The following is a 16,739-nucleotide window of genomic DNA, read 5'->3' on the forward strand; positions in this document are numbered from 1 at the left end:
TCAGGTCGCGGCAGGGGCGGACCTCCGACGGCGGCGCGGGCGGGCGGGGCCGGAACCGGTGCGCCACTTGCCCGCCTTCCAGGTCTCCCACAGCAGGGACCAGACCACCAGGACCGCGATCGCGCAGATCAGCGGCAGCGCGGTGAGGTGGGCGGCGAAGGCGCCGAGCAGGATCGACAGCAGGGCACAGGGAATCGGCCAGGCCAGTATGCCGCGCAGGCCGACTCCACTACGTGCGCCGCTGAGCGCGACCGACGCGAAATAGGCTGCGGCACCGCCGCACAAGGCCCAGCCGATACCAGTGGTCAGGTGATTGCTCGCGTGGTCGATGGTCAGACCCAGCCCGGCGGTGATGGTGGCCAGCGCACCGGTGGTGACACAGTGCGCGAGCATGACGTGCTGCCATGGCACATCGAGATCCGGCGTCGTGGTCAGCCGTGGGATGAAACCGTAGAGCAACGTGAGCGCCCATAGTCCGGCGAGAATCACGAAGGCCGCGAAGCCGAGGCTCAGCACCGTGACATTCCATTTCACCCCGCCCACCTCGTCGACGACCGTGATGACGCCCTCGCCGAGCACGATGATCACATAGAGGCCGAGCCGTTCTCCGAGATGCGCCGGATCGGCGTGCAGGGCAACGAGTTTCGGCATGCGGCCGCCGTCGAATCCGGGTGCGGCCGCCAGCTTCCGCATGCGCCGGTCGTATTCGCGCCGGATAGTGGCGAACATCTTCTCGCCGCTGACCGCGAACATGGCCCACAGATCGATGATCAGCCCCGCGGCCCACCACCAGTACTTCCCCGGTTCGCTGACCCACAGCGAGATGATCCACGGCGTGACCCCGATCGACAGTTGCGCGGTCGGCCAGTCCACCACCACCCGCCCGCGCCCCCACACCTGCGCCGATCCCATCCGCACGATCACGTACACCGCCGCGAACGTGGTCGCGTGCCGATCCGGCAGCCCCGCCACCGCCGCCACCATCAACCCGAGCCCCAGCATGGCGGCCATCATCAACCACACCCGCGTGTGATCCCGGGCGATATTGCCGTACAGCGTGATACACGCCCACACCATCCAGAACGCCAGGTAGAGCACCACATACAACCCGAAATCCCCGAGCGAGGGCCCCCGATGCAACAGATGCGTCAGCTGCCCGATCCCCGCCACCGCCACCAGATCGAAGAACAACTCCATCCAACTGGCATGCCGTTCCCCGTGGCCGCCGTTCGCCGCATCCTCGTCGGCCGCACCCGCTGTGCTGCTCGCACCTGCCGCGCGGTCCGCGGTGGTTTTCGCCGCGCCACGCGGGACGGTGTGTGCCGCGCCGTTTCCTGCCGGGGCGGCCGCACTCGCCTCGTTCTGCCCGGCGGTGTGTGCCGGGTCCACCTCGTCTGCCACGTCGGCACGCTAACGCGCGCGCGGGCGGAATGTGTGGATCCGCGCCAGTCCCGACCGGCCGGTTTTGGGTGACATCGGCCGTGGATCGCGTGATGCGTGGGGGATGTGTCGGAGGGCGCTGTCATGATGGAGCGCGTGACTGCCGCGCCGACCCAGCCGAAGCTCGCGCTCGACGAACTCGATGCCGAGCAGGCAGCGGCCGTGCGCGCACCGAGGGGACCGGTCTGTGTGCTGGCGGGAGCCGGGACCGGTAAGACGCGGACCATCACGCATCGGATCGCGCATCTGGTGGCTTCGGGGCATGTGCGGGCCGACCAGGTGCTGGCGGTGACCTTCACCGCGCGAGCGGCGGGGGAGCTGCGGAATCGGCTGCGTGCGCTCGGGCTCGGGGGTGAGGCGGGGCAGGTGCAGGCCCGCACCTTCCACGCGGCGGCACTGCGGCAGCTGCGGTATTTCTGGCCGCAGGTCGTGGGGGATGTGCCGTGGAAGCTGCTGGACAGCAAGTTCCCCATCGTGGCCCAGGCCGCGGGACGCGCCGGTTTGTCCACCGACACCGACAGCCTGCGCGACCTCTCCAGCGAAATCGAGTGGGCCAAGGCCTCTCTCATCGCGCCCGAGGACTACGCGGGCGAGGTGGCCCGCCTGCATCGCGACGCCCCGTACGACGCGAAGAAGGTCGCCACCGTCTACACCTACTACGAGGCGCTCAAGAACACCCCCGACGGCCTGCTGCTCGACTTCGACGACCTGTTGCTGCACACCGCCGCCGCGCTGGAGGACTATCCGTCCGTCGCCGAGGAATTCCGCGGCCGTTACCGCAGCTTCGTGGTCGACGAATATCAGGACGTCACCCCGCTGCAGCAGCGCGTGCTCGATGCCTGGCTCGGCGATCGGGACGATCTCACCGTGGTCGGCGACGCCAACCAGACCATCTACTCGTTCACCGGCGCCAGCCCGGCCGCCCTGCTCGACTTCTCCCGCCGCTTCCCCGAGGCCACCGTGATCCGGCTGGAACGCGACTACCGCTCCAGCCCCCAGGTGGTCTCGCTCGCCAACCGGGTGATCGGCGCCGCCCGCGGCCGCATCGCGGGCACCCGCCTGCAGCTGATCGGCCAGCGTGCCGACGGCCCCGAACCCGGCTTCGCCGAATACGACGATGAGCCCGCCGAGGCCGCCGCCACCGCCCGCAAGATCGCGAAACTGCTCGAAAAGGGCGTTCCCGCAGCGGAAATCGCGATCCTCTACCGCATCAACGCCCAATCCGAGGTCTACGAACAGGCTTTGACCGAGGCCGGTATCCCGTACCAGGTGCGCGGCGGTGAAGGCTTCTTCAATCGTCCCGAGGTCCGGCAGGCGGTACAGGCCCTGCGGCAGGCCGCCAATCGCGACGACCTGCCCGATGCCCGCGGCGCGGATCTGGTGACGCTGGTGCGCGCCGCCCTGGCCAAGGTCGGCCTCACCAAGGAGGAACCGGTCGGCGCGCAGGCCCGCGAACGCTGGTCCTCGCTCATGGCACTGGTCCAGCTCACCGAGGAACTCACCGCGCACGAGGAGGAGCTCGATCTGAGCGGCCTGCTGCGCGAACTGGCCGCCCGCTCCGAAGCCCGGCACCCACCCACCGTCCAGGGCGTCACCCTCGCCTCCCTGCACGCCGCCAAGGGCCTGGAATGGGACGCCGTCTTCCTGGTCGGCCTCGCCGACGGCACCCTCCCCATCCAGCACGTCCTCGGCCCCGACTCCACGGTCTCCGACGAGGCGGCCCTGGAAGAGGAACGCCGCCTCCTCTACGTCGGCGTCACCCGCCCCCGCGAACACCTCCAATTGTCCTGGGCCCTGGCGCGTTCCGAAGGCGGCCGCAAAGTACGCCGCCGCTCCCGCTTCCTCGTCGGCCTGGTCCCGGACGACTCACCCGCCTCCCGCATAGCCCCGCACACCACCGCCGCCCGCGGCCCCAAACGCGTCCACCCGACGTGCCGAGTCTGCGGCCGCCCATTGCTGAACACCACCGCAACCATGCTCGGCCGCTGCTCCCGCTGCCCCGCGGATATCGATCAGGAACTACTAACGGCCCTGAAGGATTGGCGCAAGGAGAAGTCGGAAGCCCTCTCCCTCCCGCACTTCGTAATCTTCAGCGACGTCACCTTGACCGCGATCGCGGAACAATGCCCCTCCGACGACCGCGCCCTCGTGGCCATCCCGGGCATCGGTGCGAAGAAGCTCCAGACCTACGGCGCCGACGTGCTCGCGATCGTCCGCTCCCGGGCGCGGGCCGAGGGATGAATCGCCCTTCTTCTCCCGTTCGAGTCCCGCCGCCGAAGGCGGCGGGACTCGAGAGTCCACGAGAGTTCCGGTGTGCGCAAGCCCCCAAAAGCGCAGGTCAAAAAATAGTTGTGCGCATCCGTATATATACCTAGTGTGGTTCGCATGCACCCGGGAGTTCCTCTCGGCGCGCACGGTAACTGATAGCAACGAGTGATGGAAGGGAGGCAGATTTCGATGAACAACATCTTGAACGTCAACGCAACCGGCATGCATGCCGGCGATCTGGCGATGGCATCTGTTGTGTCCGTCATGTCGGCCTCCCGGGGGATCCTCGCGCAGGGGATTCGTCTGTCCAGTGGAAGCGCCGATTTCGCTCTTCAGGGTTTTGCAACCAAAGCCCAAGCAGACGAGCAGATCGTGATCAAGCAGGACAAGCCCATGGGCGCGTGGCACCCGGCAGCCGTGTATGCGGCCACCGGCGCCGTCGTCATCGAAGCCGGTGTCAACCCGGCCGATACGCAGGCCTTCCGCCTCCGCCCGAACACCCACCCAGCGACCGTGATCAGGAGTCGACACCGAAGTCGACTCAGGTAGGGACTCAATCCCAGCCTCCTGGCCACGGATCGCGACAGACGCGAAACCGTGGCCATAGTTTTATCGGCCTCCAGCCACCGGCACCGGTTTCGCGGAAGAACGAACAACCGCTGCACGAGCTGAAGGAGAACGACGTGTCCACCACGGTTATCCGTGAACGAGTGACATGCCGCAATACCGTGGCCACGACTACCCGGGTGCGCCGGGGTGTCACGATGACCCTGCCCTGCCGGGCCGGTAACCCCGACCTGTGGTTCGCCGAGAACCCTGCCCAGCTGGAAGAGGCGAAGACGCTGTGCGCCTCCTGCCCGATCCGGAAGGGCTGCCTGACGGCCGCGCTGGATCGTGGTGAGCCCTGGGGTGTCTGGGGCGGTGAGATCTTCGACCAGGGTGTCGTGATCGCCCGCAAGCGGCCTCGCGGCCGCCCGCGCAAGGTCGCGGTGGCATGAGCGAGCGAAGCGAGCGGACAAAGGGCACAGCCACCTGGGTGGTTATGCCGCAGTCGAGCGCTAGCGAGGCGGAGGCATGACCACCCTCATCGACGGGGGAGTTGAACGCATACGACCCGCTTACCGGATGGTAAGCGGGTCGTTTTGCGTCTGAGGGTGAGTGCGATAGGTGAGCGGGTGCGATCAGCTTGCGGTGCGGAGGGTTTCGGCGTAGCCGGGAACCCAGTCCTTCATCAGTTTCATGAACGGGACCTCGGCATCGAGCTGCGCGCAGATGCCCACGGAACCGCCGAGGACGCGGAAGATCATGACGTGCTCGGCCGGAAGTTGCATGGCCCGAGCGGTTTTCATCATGTCCTGATTGGTGATGTCGGTGGCCTTGCCCGCGACCCGTTGCATCCACTTGCGGGTGAAGTGGAAGGTCTCGGTCTTGATGGGGTCGGTGAACGGCCGCAGGTAGTCCTGAATCTCCTGATGGGTCAGGGTCTTACCGGGAATCACCCAGCCATTGTCGTGCAGCAGCTGGGTCAGCTCGTCGTAGCGGCCGTCGACCTCCAGCGCCACCATCTGCCCGAGGATGGGCGGAAAACCATTGGGCAGCGGCGCACAGGCGCCGTAATCGATGACGGCCAGCCGGCCGTCCTCCAGCACCATGAAGTTGCCCGGATGCGGATCGGCGTGCAGCAGACCCGCGATCGACGGTGAGCTGAAATGGAATTCGCCCAGCAGCCCGGCGACCCGGTTGCGCAATTCGCGGGTGCCTTCCGGATCCTCGTTGCCGCGCTGGATGATCTGCGCGACCGAGCTGGCGCTGTCCAGCCATTCGGTGACGATCACCTTGGGCGCGCTGGCCACCACCTTGGGCACCACGAACCGCGGATGACCGTCGAAGGCCTTCGCGAACTGGCGCTGGTAGCCGGCCTCGATCCGGTAGTCGAGTTCTTCCTCGGTGCGCTCGGAGATCTCGGCCAGCACGGGCTTGACGTCGGCGCCGGGAATCAGCGCGCCGATCATGCCGGCCATGCGATTGAGGGTCTTCAGGTCCGCGCGCAGCGCCTCGTCGGCGCCGGGGTACTGCACCTTCACCGCGACCACGCGGCCGTCGGCCCAGACCGCCTTGTGTACCTGGCCGATGCTGGCCGAGGCGGTGGGGGTGTCGTCGAACTCCTGGAAGCGCTGGCGCCATGCGGTTCCCAGCTGCTGATCGAGCTGGCGGTGGACGGCGGCGGCCGGCATGGGCGGCGCGGCGGCCTGCAGTTTGGTGAGGGCCTCGCGGTAGTGCTCGCCGAATTCCTCGGGCACCGCGGCTTCCATCACGGACAGCGCCTGACCGAATTTCATGGCGCCGCCCTTGAGTTCGCCGAGGACGGCGAAGAGCTGTTCGGCGGCCTTCTGGTTCAGTTCGGCATTGATTTCCTGTTTGTCTCCCCCGGCAAGTTTGCGGCCGAATCCCACGGCCGCCCGCCCTGCGATGCCGAGTGGGATCTTGGCCAGCTTGGCATTGCGGGAAGAGCGCTTGCTCACAATCTCTGACACGTTCCCATCATGCCGATGTCCCAGACGGTGCGCCATGGGAATTGCCCGTTCTTTCGGGTCGCGAAGGATAGTGGTTTCCATCACAGTCATTCCTTTTCGGCGCCATCGACGCCGCCACCTGCGCGGCAGCCACAATCGGGATGTGGCAGCCACCGCCGCCGATCGATGTGCGGGGATTCGAAATCCACCTCCAGCGTGGCATTCAGGGTGGCCGGTGGATTACCGGCCTCGCCGCGGGAAATGATCTCGATTTCCTTGAGCGCCAAGGCCGCTGCCCCCGCGATGCCCGCCGGCGAGGCATAGCCCACCCGGCCCAGCAGTTGCGCCGCGAGATGCGTCCATTCCGGGTCGCGGTCCAGGCGGTGCAGATCGGCGCAGTGCAGGCAACTGGACTCCCCGGGGAGCACCAGCGGGCCGACAATGCCGCGCCCATCACGCATCCGCACCTGCAGATGCGGAATGCGCCGGCGCATGAGATCGGCCACCAGGCCGGGATCGGGCACCAGCGTGTCCGCAAGGATCAACAGATCGGGCCGCTCGGTCTCCTCCGTGGGCGCGCCGAGGCGATCCACCTCGGCGAGGTCCCGCTCACGGGAATGACTGGGCCGCAACCCGATCCGCCGCACCCCCGCCAGCAACGCGTCCGAGAGCGGCCCGCGCCCGTGCACCCGCACCGTCCGCAGTCGCGAGCGCGGCTGCTCGGCCAGCAGCAGCCCGGCCGCCGCCATCTGCCGCAGCAGTGATTCCGTGGTGTCGGCGGCGAAGCCGAGTTCCCTGGCCTGACAGACGATCTGCTGCCGGGTGCGCACCCCGTCGAGCAGCCGCAGTAGCGCCGGCACCGCCTCCACCGGCCCGGGCGGTTGCACCAGCACCGCGCGCTCGGGATCCCAGCCGAGCTGTACCGCGCCGTTCGGCCGGATCAGCACGGTGATGCGGGGATGCAGCAGAGGTCCGTGGGTACGCGTGAGCGTGGTCATGACAGCAGTGTGCGCGCGCCCCAAAACGCGAAGACCCGCGAAAACGCTTGTTCATCAGCGCTTTCGCGGGTTATCCACAAGTCGGCGAAAGGGTCTTGTCAGCCCTTGTCGCCTTCTTTGTCTTCCTTGCCGCTCTCGGTGTCCGGGGCGTTCTTCTTGGCTTCCTTCTCCGCCTGCTCGCGTGCGACGGTATCGGCCAGCTGCTGCAGCGGATCATCGAAAACCGCTGTGCCGCCGCCGATCACCGAATCGATGAAGCCGGCCGGTGAGTCCAGATCGGCGGAGTCGGGCAGCAGGTCCGGATGCGCCCAGACGCCGTCGCGGCGTTCCACGCCCACATCGGAGGTGAGCCGCCGCCACAATGCCGCCGCCTCGCGCACCTTCCGCGGCCGCAATTCCAGGCCGACCAGGGTTGCGAAGGTCTGCTCGGCCGGGCCGCCGGTGGCGCGCCGCCGGCGCAGTGTCTCGGCCAGTGCGCCCGCACCCGGCAGGCGGTCGCCCACCGCGTCGGTCACCACGGTCTCGACCCAGCCCTCGATCAGCGCGAGCAGGGTTTCCAGCCGGTCCAGCGCGGCCTGCTGCTCGGGCGTGGTCTGCGGTTCGAAGGTGCCCTGGGAGAGCAGCTCTTCCAGCTTCGACGGATCGGCGGCCAGCTGCATCGGATCGAGGTTCTGCGCGGCCTCTTCGATGGCCGAGAAGTCCATCTTGATGCCGCGCGCGTAATCCTCCACCGCGCCCAGCACCTGCTGGCGCAGCCACGGCACGTGCGCGAACAGCCGCTGATGCGCGGCCTCACGCGCGGCCAGGTAGACCAGGATCTCGCTCTCCGGCTGTTCCAGCCCGGCACTGAATTCCGAGATGGCCGCCGGCAGCAGCGCCGCGGTCCCGGCCGGGCCCAGCGGCAGGCCGATATCGGTGGAGGTCAGCACCTCCTTGGCGAGCTGCCCCAGCGCCTGACCGAGCTGCGAGCCGAAGGCGAGGCCGCCCATCTGGCCCAGCATGCCCATCATGGGTGCGGCGAATTCGCGCGCCTCGGCGGGGAGGGTCGCGGTCCACATGCCCGAAACCTGTTCGGCCACCGGATCACACAGCCGCTTCCAGGTCGGCAGCGTCTCCTCGATCCAGTCGTTGGCGGTCCACGCGGTGGTCTTGGTGGCGCCGGCCGGGAAGGTGGTGGCCTCGTCCAGCCACAGTTCGGCCAGGTGCGCCGAATCGGCGACCGCGCGCTGCGCGCCGGAGGACACCGGCGTGACGCTCGACCCGAGTTGCTGGCGGGCCAGCCGCTTGGCGATGTCGTAGTTCACGGGTCCGGACTGTGCCCCGGGCTGCCCGATGTTGGAGAACATGGCGCCCAGCTGGGTCAGCATCTGACCGAGCTGGGACGGATCGAATCCGCCGCCCGGACCGCCGAGCCCGAACGGGTTGTTCGCACCAGAACCGCTGGATTCGTCCCCGGGCTTGCGCTCCGGGTCGTCATCGCGATTCGAGAATCCGAACGGGAAGTCAGTCATACAACTACGGTACTTGAGCCCCGAACCCCGCGAACCGGCGAGCGGAGCGCGGCAATGGCCACGGTGACCAGTACCCTTGGCCGCGTGAACCGTCGGATATTCACCCTGCTCGCCGCGCTCGTTCCCATTCTGGTGCTGGGGGTCGTGGGTAGCGTCGTCACCGTCCCCTTCGTGGCGCTCGGACCTGGGCCGACGTTCAATACGCTGGGTCAAGTGGACGGTCAGCAGGTGGTCGACGTGCAGGGCGTGCCCGTCGATCCGACCACCGGCAATCTCAATATGACGACCGTGTCGGTTCGCGATCAGCTGAACATTTTCGAGGCGCTCGGCCTGTGGATAGACGGCCAGCACGGTTTGGTGCCGCGCGCCGAGGTGTATCCGCCGGGCGTCTCACGTGACGAAGTAGACAAATCCAATCAGCAGCAGTTCAAGGATTCCGAGGACGACGCGGAATTGGCGGCGCTGCATTATCTGAAGCTGCCGACCGTGGTGCGGCTCGCCGATGTCTCCGACAACGGGCCCTCGAAGGATGTGCTGCACAAGGGCGATGTATTGATCAATGTCGCCGGCAAACCCATCACCACGGCCCAGGATGTGGTGAATGCGGTGTCCTCGGCGAAGCCGGGCGCGCCGATTCCGGTGGTCTTCAAACGCGACAATGCCGAGCAGACCGCGGAGATCACCCTCGGTGCGCGGCCGGATGATTCGAGCAAGGGTTTTCTGGGCATTACGCCGGGCGAGGTCGCGGCCGGGCCGATCAAGGTCGACTTCAATCTGGCCCGCATCGGCGGCCCGTCGGCGGGCCTGATGTTCACGCTGGCCGTGATCGACAAGGTCACCCCCGACGATTTGAGCAACGGCAAGTTCGTGGCCGGCACCGGCACCATCGATCCGGACGGCAAGGTCGGCCCGATCGGCGGCATCCAGTACAAGATGATCGCGGCCCGCGACGCGGGCGCCGAGACCTTCCTGGTCCCCGCCGACAACTGCAACGAGGCCGCGCAACGCACCCCCTCGGGCCTGCGCCTGGTGAAGGTCGAGAACCTGGCCGGCGCGGTGCAGGCACTGCAGGACCTCAAGGCCGGTAAGTCCGCCCCCAGCTGCAGCTAGGCCTGGACGGCCCTGTACCTCCGCCCCAATGTTCGCGGCCCGCCCCGGTTCTGGACTGCGGCTGGAATAGACCTCCGCCTTGGAGCGGGGGAGCGAAGCGGAGGAGCGGAGGGAGGGAAGAACCGGGGTTACGAGGGCTGCGAACCGCCGGAGCGCAGCGGAGGCAAATTAAATGCAGCTCAGTCGGTTTCGTTCTCGAGGGTGTTCCGCAGGGCCTCGACCAGGTTGGTGGCGAGGTCCGGCGCGGTGCGCAGTTCGAGGTCGGCGAAGGGATCCTCGTCGTCCGCGGAAGGGCGGACCTGGATCAGCGAGAGCGAGGTGCCGTCGCGGAGCACGCCGACGAACAGCCGCGCGTCGCGCCGTTCCGGATGCGAGACCGCGGCCCGGCGACCCGCGCGGTCGGCGGCGTCGCGGTCGGCTAGCAGGGGAGCGATGGCCTCGTCGAGGGTCTGCTCGGCGTCCGGCGGCAGCACCACGATCTGCTGTACGAGAACACATCCTTCGACCGCGGACGGCCAGCTGGTGGTGCCGAGGAATTCGTCGAGGGCCATGGCGTCGGCCTCGCCCATGATGTCTTCCGGAAACGGTTCCTGCGCAATGGGAGTGAGCGCGTTCTCCTGGTCCAGCTGATCCAGCAGGGAGGGCTCGGCCGCGACCAGGTCCGCGGTCGGTACCAGCGCGAACATCTGCGGCGGGCGGTCCCAGCCCTCGCCGTCGACGTATTCAGCGACTTCGCGGATGCACCGGTACAGGGCCGACGCTGCCCACTGCTCTGGATTCACCCCGCAATCCTCGCATCGCGGCTACTTTGTCCCGATCGAGGGGCTCGGGGCGAAGGCGCCGCACCCGACTTCGACCTCCCGACGGCCGGACCGAGGTCGTTTTACGTAGAGTGGGGCGCGAATGGTCCCCCGGGACCACCTCGCATCATCGGACTGCGGCGCACCGGGCCGGTCACCGGCATGGGCGCCGCCGGACCCTGGGAGAGTGGCATCGTGGGCATGCGCCCCCCGACTGGCTTACCTTCGCTGTCCCGACGCAGCCGCATACTGCTGGTGACGGCCTTGGTGCTGGCGGCCCTGTTATTGATCGGGCCGCGACTCACCGACGCCTATACGAACTGGTTGTGGTTCGGGGAGGTGGGTTTCCGGAGCGTCTACCACAAGGTGCTGCTGACCCGGATTCTGTTGTTCCTGGTGGTCGCGCTGGTGGTGGCCGCGATCATCTGGCTGTCGCTGCTGGTGGCGTATCGGTCCCGGCCGGTGTTCGTGCCGGTGTCGGGGCCGGGCGATCCGATCGCGCGGTATCGCACCACCGTCATGAGCCGGCTGCGCCTGTTCGGCATCGGTATCCCGCTGATCATCGGCGTGCTGTCGGGCCTGGTGGCACAGTCGAGTTGGGTGACGGTGCAGTTGTTCCTGCACGGTGGCTCGTTCGGGGTGAAGGATCCGCAGTTCCATCTGGACGTGGGTTTCTACGCCTTCGATCTGCCGTTCTATCGGATGGTGCTGAACTGGCTGTTCGTCTCCGTGGTGATCGCGTTCTTCGCGAACCTGGTGACGCACTACGTGTTCGGCGGCCTGCGGTTGGCCGGCCGGGAGGGCACGCTGAGCAATGCGGCGCGCATCCAGCTGGCGGTGTTGGCGGGACTCTTCGTGCTGCTCAAGGCGATTGCGTACTGGTTCGACCGGTATGCGCTGTTGTCGAGTACGCGGAAGGAGCCGACGTTCAGCGGCGCCTCCTATACCGATATCAATGCGGTGTTGCCGGCCAAGCTGATCCTGTTGTCCATCGCGGTGATCTGCGCGCTCGCCTTCTTCGGCGGGATCGTGCTGCGCGACTTGCGGATTCCGGCGATGGCGGCGGCGCTGCTGGTGCTGTCCTCGATTCTGGTCGGCGCGGTGTGGCCGCTGCTGGTGGAGCAGTTCTCGGTGCGCCCGAACGCGGCCACCAAGGAAGCGGCCTATATCTCGCGCAATATCGAGGCGACTCGTGAGGCGTACGGGCTGACGCCGGACAAGGTGCAGTACACGGATTACAAGTCCGATTCGTCCCCACAGGCTCCGGCGAAGACGACGGCGGATCAGCAGACGGCCGCGAATATCCGCCTGCTGGACCCGAGTCTGCTGACGCCGACCTTCATTCAGCGCAACCAGCAGCTGCAGAACTTCTACGGCTTCCCGGACACGCTGGCGGTCGACCGCTACACGATCAACAACCAGGCCGGCGATTACATCGTGGCGGCGCGAGAGCTGCAGCCGCAGAATCTGGCCGACAACCAGAAGGATTGGATCAACCGGCACACCGTCTACACGCACGGCAACGGTTTCGTCGCCTCGCCCGCCAACAAGGTGAACGCGGCGCCGCCGGCGGATCCCTCGCAGGTGCAGCAGGCCGCGGGCAATGACGTGAATGCCGGTGGTTACGGCTACCCGGTGTTCGCGGTGCCCGGTCCGAACGGCACCGAATTGAAGACGGTCAGTGACCTTTTCACGCCGCAGGATCAGGAAGCGATTCCGGTCGATCAGCCGCGCATCTACTACGGCGAGCTGATCTCGAAGACCGATGCCGACTACGCCATCGTCGGCAGCAACGGTCAGCCCGCGCGCGAGTACGACACCAATGACTCGCAGTACACCTACAACGGTGCGGGTGGCGTGCCGATCGGAAACTGGTTCAACCGGCTGGCTTTCGCGGCCAAGTACGCCGAGCGGAACATCCTGTTCTCGAGTGCCATCGGTTCGGATTCGAAGATCATCTTCAACCGTAATCCGCGGGATCGGGTCGAGAAGGTGGCGCCGTGGCTGACCACCGACGGCAGTGCCTACCCGGCGGTGGTGGACAAGCGCATCGTCTGGATCGTCGACGCGTACACCACGCTGGACAACTACCCGTACGCGCAGCGCACCTCGCTGGACGGCGCGGTGGAGGACAGCATCGATCAGACCACCGGCCGGCTGCTGCCGCGCAAGGAAGTGTCCTACATCCGTAACTCGGTGAAGGCCACCGTCGACGCCTACGACGGCACGGTGAAGCTGTACACGGTGGATCCCACCGATCCGGTGCTGAAGGCGTGGAGCTCGGTCTTCCCGGGCACGGTGAAGCCGGAGAGCGCGATCACGCCGGAGTTGCGGGCGCACTTCCGTTATCCCGAGGACCTTTTCAAGGTGCAGCGGGAGATGCTGGCGAACTACCACGTGGACGATCCGCGAGAGTTCTTCACCAACAACGCGTTCTGGTCGGTGCCGAACGATCCGACGCAGGAGGGTGCGGCCAGTGGTTCGCATCAGCCGCCGTACTACGTGCTGATAGGTGATCCCAAGACCGGTAAGCCGGAGTTCAACCTGACCGGTGTGATGGTCGGTTACAAGCGGAACTTCCTGACGGCGTATCTGCAGGCGCATTCGGATCCGGACAACTACGGGAAGCTGACGGTCCTGCGCTTGCCTGCCGAAGCCCCGGCGGGTCCGGGGCAGGTGCAGACGTCGATGACCAACTACGGTCCGGTGGCGCAGCAACGCAACCTGCTGACCGCCAGCAACCAGAACAAGATCAAGTACGGGAATCTGCTGACCCTGCCGGTCGGCAACGGCGGCATCCTGTACGTGGAACCGTGGTATCTGGAACGCAATTCGGCCGGCTCCAACGCGCCGTCCTACCCGCAGCTGGTGAAGGTGCTGGTGAGCTACCAGGACAAGATCGGCTTCGGGGCGACGGTCCAGGACGCGCTGAGTCAGGTCGGCTTGTCGGATCTGGCCGGTGCGGCCACCGTGCAGCCGAATTCGACGGTGACACCGCCGAATCAGAACCAGGGCAACCCACCACCGAACCAGAGCAATCCGGCGCCGACGGTCCCGATACCGGCGCCGTCCGGTTCCGCCGCCAAGGACGCGGCGGTGGCGCAGATCAACGACGCGCTCAAGGCGGTTTCGGACGCGCAGAAGTCCGGTGATCTGGGGCAGCTCGGCAAGGCGCTGGAGCAGCTGCAGACCGCGGTGAACAACTATCAGAAGGCCGGCAACTAGCCGGATCCGGCTGCGGCCGAGGCGCTGTCACCCAGTGGGTGGCAGCGCCTTTCTGTTGTCCGGGGACGATAGCGGATTCTCCTGCAATCGCACCGGTCGGTAGAGGAAGTCATCGATCGCCGGTAGGACATGGAGGATTACCGGTAGATGAGCGCTGTGGATGGATCGAATCATGCTTCGGGACGACGCTGATAGCAGCAAATCAGTCGATGAAGGAGTTCCCCATGATTCTCGTAACCGGAGCCACCGGCACCGTCGGCCGGGCGGTGGTCGATCGGCTGCGCGCGCTCGGCGAGCCGGTACGCGCGCTCACCCGGCGGCCTGAAACCGCTGACCTGCCAGTCGATATCGAGGTGGTACGCGGTGATCTCGGTGTGCCCGAGGATGTTTCGGCCGCACTGACCGGCGTCGATCGCGTCTTCCTGCTCACGGCGGGCCCCGAGATCCCCAGGCATGACGCGAATCTCGCGGCGGCCGCGGCTGCTGCCGGGGTGGGGCGCATCGTGAAGCTGTCTTCCGGCCGGGTCGACGATGCGACCGCCACCGATCCGATTCCGGCCTGGCATCGGGCGGGCGAAGCGGCGGTGCGCGCCAGCGGGATCCCGTGGACGATGGTGCGGCCCTTGGGCTTCATGTCGAACGCGCTGCACTGGGCGGGGACCGTGCGGGCTCGGGACACCGTGTTCGCGCCGTTCGGTCAGGGCCGGATCGCGGTGGTCGATGCCGGCGATATCGCCGCCGTCGCAACGGAATCGCTGCTCGGCGCCAGGCATGCGGGGCGGTTGTACACGCTCAGTGGTCCGCAGGCGCTGTCGCCGGGTGAGCAGACCGGGATCCTGGCCGAGGTGCTGGGCCGGCCGCTGCGCTATGTGGAGACCGAGCCGGCGGATGCGCGGGCCGCGCTGTTGTCCTTCGGCGTGGAACCCGAAATGGCCGATGCCATCATGGCTTTGCGTGCCACCGCGCTGGAGTCGTTCACCTCGGTGGTGCATCCGACGGTCGAGGCGGTCACCGGTCGTGCGCCGCGGTCGTTCCGGGAGTGGGCGGTCGAGCATCGGGCCGAGTTCGCCGCTTGAGGCTCAGGGCGTTCGTCCGGGGCTCAGGAGGGCGAAAGGCGCTGCCGTCCTCGTTGACGGCAGCGCCAGTCGCTTCTTCCGGCGTAGGGAAGGAATCGGTGGGTCAGCGTCCCAGGGAATCGATGAGGCCGGTGTTCTGCTGCAGGACCTGGTTGTACTGGTCCTGGACACCGAACTGCTGGGCCAGCCCACCGGCGACGCTCTCGGCCTGGTTGATCAGGACCTGGCGATCGGTGGGGGCGGGCGCGGGGGCCGGGGCGGGCGCGGGCTCGGGGGCGGCGGCGACCTCGGGCTGGGAGGAGCCCTCGCGCAGGTACTGGCCACAGACCGGCCAGGCGCCGCGGCCCTGGGAGTTGAGCACGTTCTCGGCCACGCGGATCTGCTCGTCCTTGCTCGCGCTGGACGGCGAGCCGTAGCCGCCGTTGGCGGCCCAGGTGCTCGGCGTGAACTGCAGACCGCCGTAGTAGCCGTTGCCGGTGTTGATGCCCCAGTTGCCGCCCGACTCACACTGGGCGACACCGTCCCAGTCGTGCGCCGGAGCGGCGGAAGCGGTTGCTGAGAAGCCGAACGGGACGGCAACAAGTGCGCCGGTCACGGCCACCAGGCCGAGGACGCGGGTGTTGATCTTCCGGTTCTGTTTCATGGTCGTTTCCTTCCCTGCGCTCGCCGGCTTCCGACGCAAGAGCTCCGTCATGTCCCTGTCCCCAGGAGGTCGGGGCACCCAACCGCGGGACAGGGTTCCCGGCGTGCGGCGGTTCGGGTCGAGGCCCATCACGGGTTTGATCCAGGCCGAAACAGACGATAACGAGGAAATCTCGACAGATCACGTCTTGATAACTCCAGAATTGCATGAAGCGAATGACCGCGAAAACCCCGTTGATGCAGGCTGGCTATGCTGTATTTGCAAATTCCGAGCGGTCTGTTATCTGCCCGTGATGTGACTTTACTCACGACTGAAATGTGATGTCGGTCACGTTTTTCGGCGGATTTCGTGGAGACGCGCACGCGAACCCGCCCGCTGATCCAAGATTTTCAGCCGTTCCGAACCCCCTGAACCCCCGCCACCCGCCTTCAAGATCGCGCCGTTCACCCGTGAAACGCGCTTTGACCAGCCGATTTGGCAGTACGGCAAGCCCGTGTGTAATGTTGTGTTCACCGACGCGGGGTGGAGCAGCTCGGTAGCTCGCTGGGCTCATAACCCAGAGGTCGCAGGTTCAAATCCTGTCCCCGCTACTAATGTGAAAGGCCCGGAACCACCAGGTTCCGGGCCTTTTTCATATTCAGCGAACGGGGGAAGTTTCGTGGCGGGGTTTGCGGAGCGAGGCTTCGAGGCGGTCCGGGACGGCTTCGAATCGGCGCATCACGAGGACGAGGGCGCCGCGCAACTCTGTATCTATAGGAACGGCCGGATCGTCGTCGATCTATGGACCGGACAGGACCCCGAAACCGGCAAGCCCTGACGATCGGTGAGATCGACGGCATCCGGCTGCTGAGTCCGCAGGCGGTCGAACGCGCCCGGCAGCCGCAGACCGAGGGGCTCGGCCACCCGGCGCCGCTGGATCTGACGCCGCGCGGCAATCACTTCGGGCACGGCTGTGAACTCACCCGGCCCGCCCAGCTGCTCGGTTCCGGCGCGTTCGGGCAGGTCGGCGCCGGTGGGCGAATCGGGTTCGCCCACCCGGAATCCGGTGTCGCCGTGGGCTACACGTGCACCAATATGGTCGGCGACGACACGGGCGGACCCGATCCGCGCTGGCTGCCGTGGACCGAGGCGCTGCGCGCCGTGCTCGCCTGAGGA

General features: G+C 67.1%; 13 protein-coding genes and 1 tRNA gene. 8 read left to right on the forward strand and 6 right to left on the reverse strand.

What is annotated here, in order from left to right:
• Nucleotides 1-1,401: a low temperature requirement protein A gene (locus tag ACH438_RS22690; RefSeq protein ID WP_397008310.1), complete on the reverse strand. Its 1,401-nt coding sequence runs from the start codon at nt 1,399-1,401 to the stop codon at nt 1-3.
• A gap of 126 nt (nt 1,402-1,527) precedes the next feature.
• On the opposite strand from ACH438_RS22690, the gene ACH438_RS22695 reads away from it, so the two are divergent.
• The 3 genes from ACH438_RS22695 to ACH438_RS22705 all read left to right on the forward strand — a co-directional run bounded on the left by ACH438_RS22695 (nt 1,528) and on the right by ACH438_RS22705 (nt 4,706).
• Entirely contained in the window at nt 1,528-3,681 is a 2,154-nt protein-coding gene (locus ACH438_RS22695; protein WP_397009140.1) for an ATP-dependent DNA helicase UvrD2, read from the forward strand.
• A gap of 216 nt (nt 3,682-3,897) precedes the next feature.
• Nucleotides 3,898-4,257, forward strand: coding sequence for a hypothetical protein (locus ACH438_RS22700; protein WP_397008312.1), 360 nt, complete (start codon nt 3,898-3,900; stop codon nt 4,255-4,257).
• Nucleotides 4,258-4,472: 215 nt separating this feature from the next.
• On the forward strand, nt 4,473-4,706 hold the full coding sequence (locus ACH438_RS22705) for a WhiB family transcriptional regulator (protein ID WP_397009142.1): 234 nt from the start codon (nt 4,473-4,475) through the stop codon (nt 4,704-4,706).
• Nucleotides 4,707-4,889: 183 nt separating this feature from the next.
• Here ACH438_RS22705 and ACH438_RS22710 read toward each other — a convergent pair whose 3' ends face one another.
• The 3 genes from ACH438_RS22710 to ACH438_RS22720 form a co-directional block, all read right to left on the reverse strand.
• Nucleotides 4,890-6,278, reverse strand: a complete 1,389-nt coding sequence (locus ACH438_RS22710; RefSeq protein ID WP_397009144.1) for an ABC1 kinase family protein — start codon at nt 6,276-6,278, stop codon at nt 4,890-4,892.
• Between the two features lie 50 nt (nt 6,279-6,328).
• The gene (locus ACH438_RS22715; RefSeq protein ID WP_397008314.1) at nt 6,329-7,219 is read right to left on the reverse strand and encodes a TOMM precursor leader peptide-binding protein; all 891 of its coding nucleotides are present in this window, start codon (nt 7,217-7,219) and stop codon (nt 6,329-6,331) included.
• 98 nt (nt 7,220-7,317) lie between these two features.
• Complete coding sequence (locus ACH438_RS22720; protein ID WP_397008316.1) at nt 7,318-8,730, reverse strand: zinc-dependent metalloprotease; 1,413 nt, start codon at nt 8,728-8,730, stop codon at nt 7,318-7,320.
• A gap of 84 nt (nt 8,731-8,814) precedes the next feature.
• On the opposite strand from ACH438_RS22720, the gene ACH438_RS22725 reads away from it, so the two are divergent.
• Nucleotides 8,815-9,840, forward strand: coding sequence for a PDZ domain-containing protein (locus ACH438_RS22725; protein ID WP_397008318.1), 1,026 nt, complete (start codon nt 8,815-8,817; stop codon nt 9,838-9,840).
• A 179-nt stretch (nt 9,841-10,019) separates the two neighbouring features.
• On the opposite strand, the gene ACH438_RS22730 is transcribed toward ACH438_RS22725, so the two are convergent.
• Nucleotides 10,020-10,622: a PPA1309 family protein gene (locus tag ACH438_RS22730; protein WP_397008320.1), complete on the reverse strand. Its 603-nt coding sequence runs from the start codon at nt 10,620-10,622 to the stop codon at nt 10,020-10,022.
• 213 nt (nt 10,623-10,835) lie between these two features.
• Between ACH438_RS22730 and ACH438_RS22735 the strand changes: the two genes are divergently transcribed.
• Nucleotides 10,836-13,865: a UPF0182 family protein gene (locus tag ACH438_RS22735; protein WP_397008322.1), complete on the forward strand. Its 3,030-nt coding sequence runs from the start codon at nt 10,836-10,838 to the stop codon at nt 13,863-13,865.
• 224 nt (nt 13,866-14,089) lie between these two features.
• On the forward strand, nt 14,090-14,941 hold the full coding sequence (locus tag ACH438_RS22740; protein WP_397008324.1) for an NAD(P)H-binding protein: 852 nt from the start codon (nt 14,090-14,092) through the stop codon (nt 14,939-14,941).
• A 103-nt stretch (nt 14,942-15,044) separates the two neighbouring features.
• Here the strand turns inward: ACH438_RS22740 and ACH438_RS22745 are convergent, their stop codons facing one another.
• Complete coding sequence (locus ACH438_RS22745; RefSeq protein WP_397008326.1) at nt 15,045-15,584, reverse strand: transglycosylase family protein; 540 nt, start codon at nt 15,582-15,584, stop codon at nt 15,045-15,047.
• Between the two features lie 516 nt (nt 15,585-16,100).
• Between ACH438_RS22745 and ACH438_RS22750 the strand changes: the two genes are divergently transcribed.
• Nucleotides 16,101-16,174: transfer RNA gene (locus tag ACH438_RS22750), tRNA-Met, on the forward strand.
• Nucleotides 16,175-16,364: 190 nt separating this feature from the next.
• A complete protein-coding gene (locus ACH438_RS22755) occupies nt 16,365-16,736 on the forward strand; it encodes a hypothetical protein (RefSeq protein WP_397008328.1) in 372 nt (123 codons plus the stop codon).
• Nucleotides 16,737-16,739: the final 3 nt, after the last annotated feature.

This window comes from Nocardia sp. NPDC020380, assembly GCF_044386975.1.
Classification (GTDB): Bacteria; Actinomycetota; Actinomycetes; order Mycobacteriales; family Mycobacteriaceae; genus Nocardia.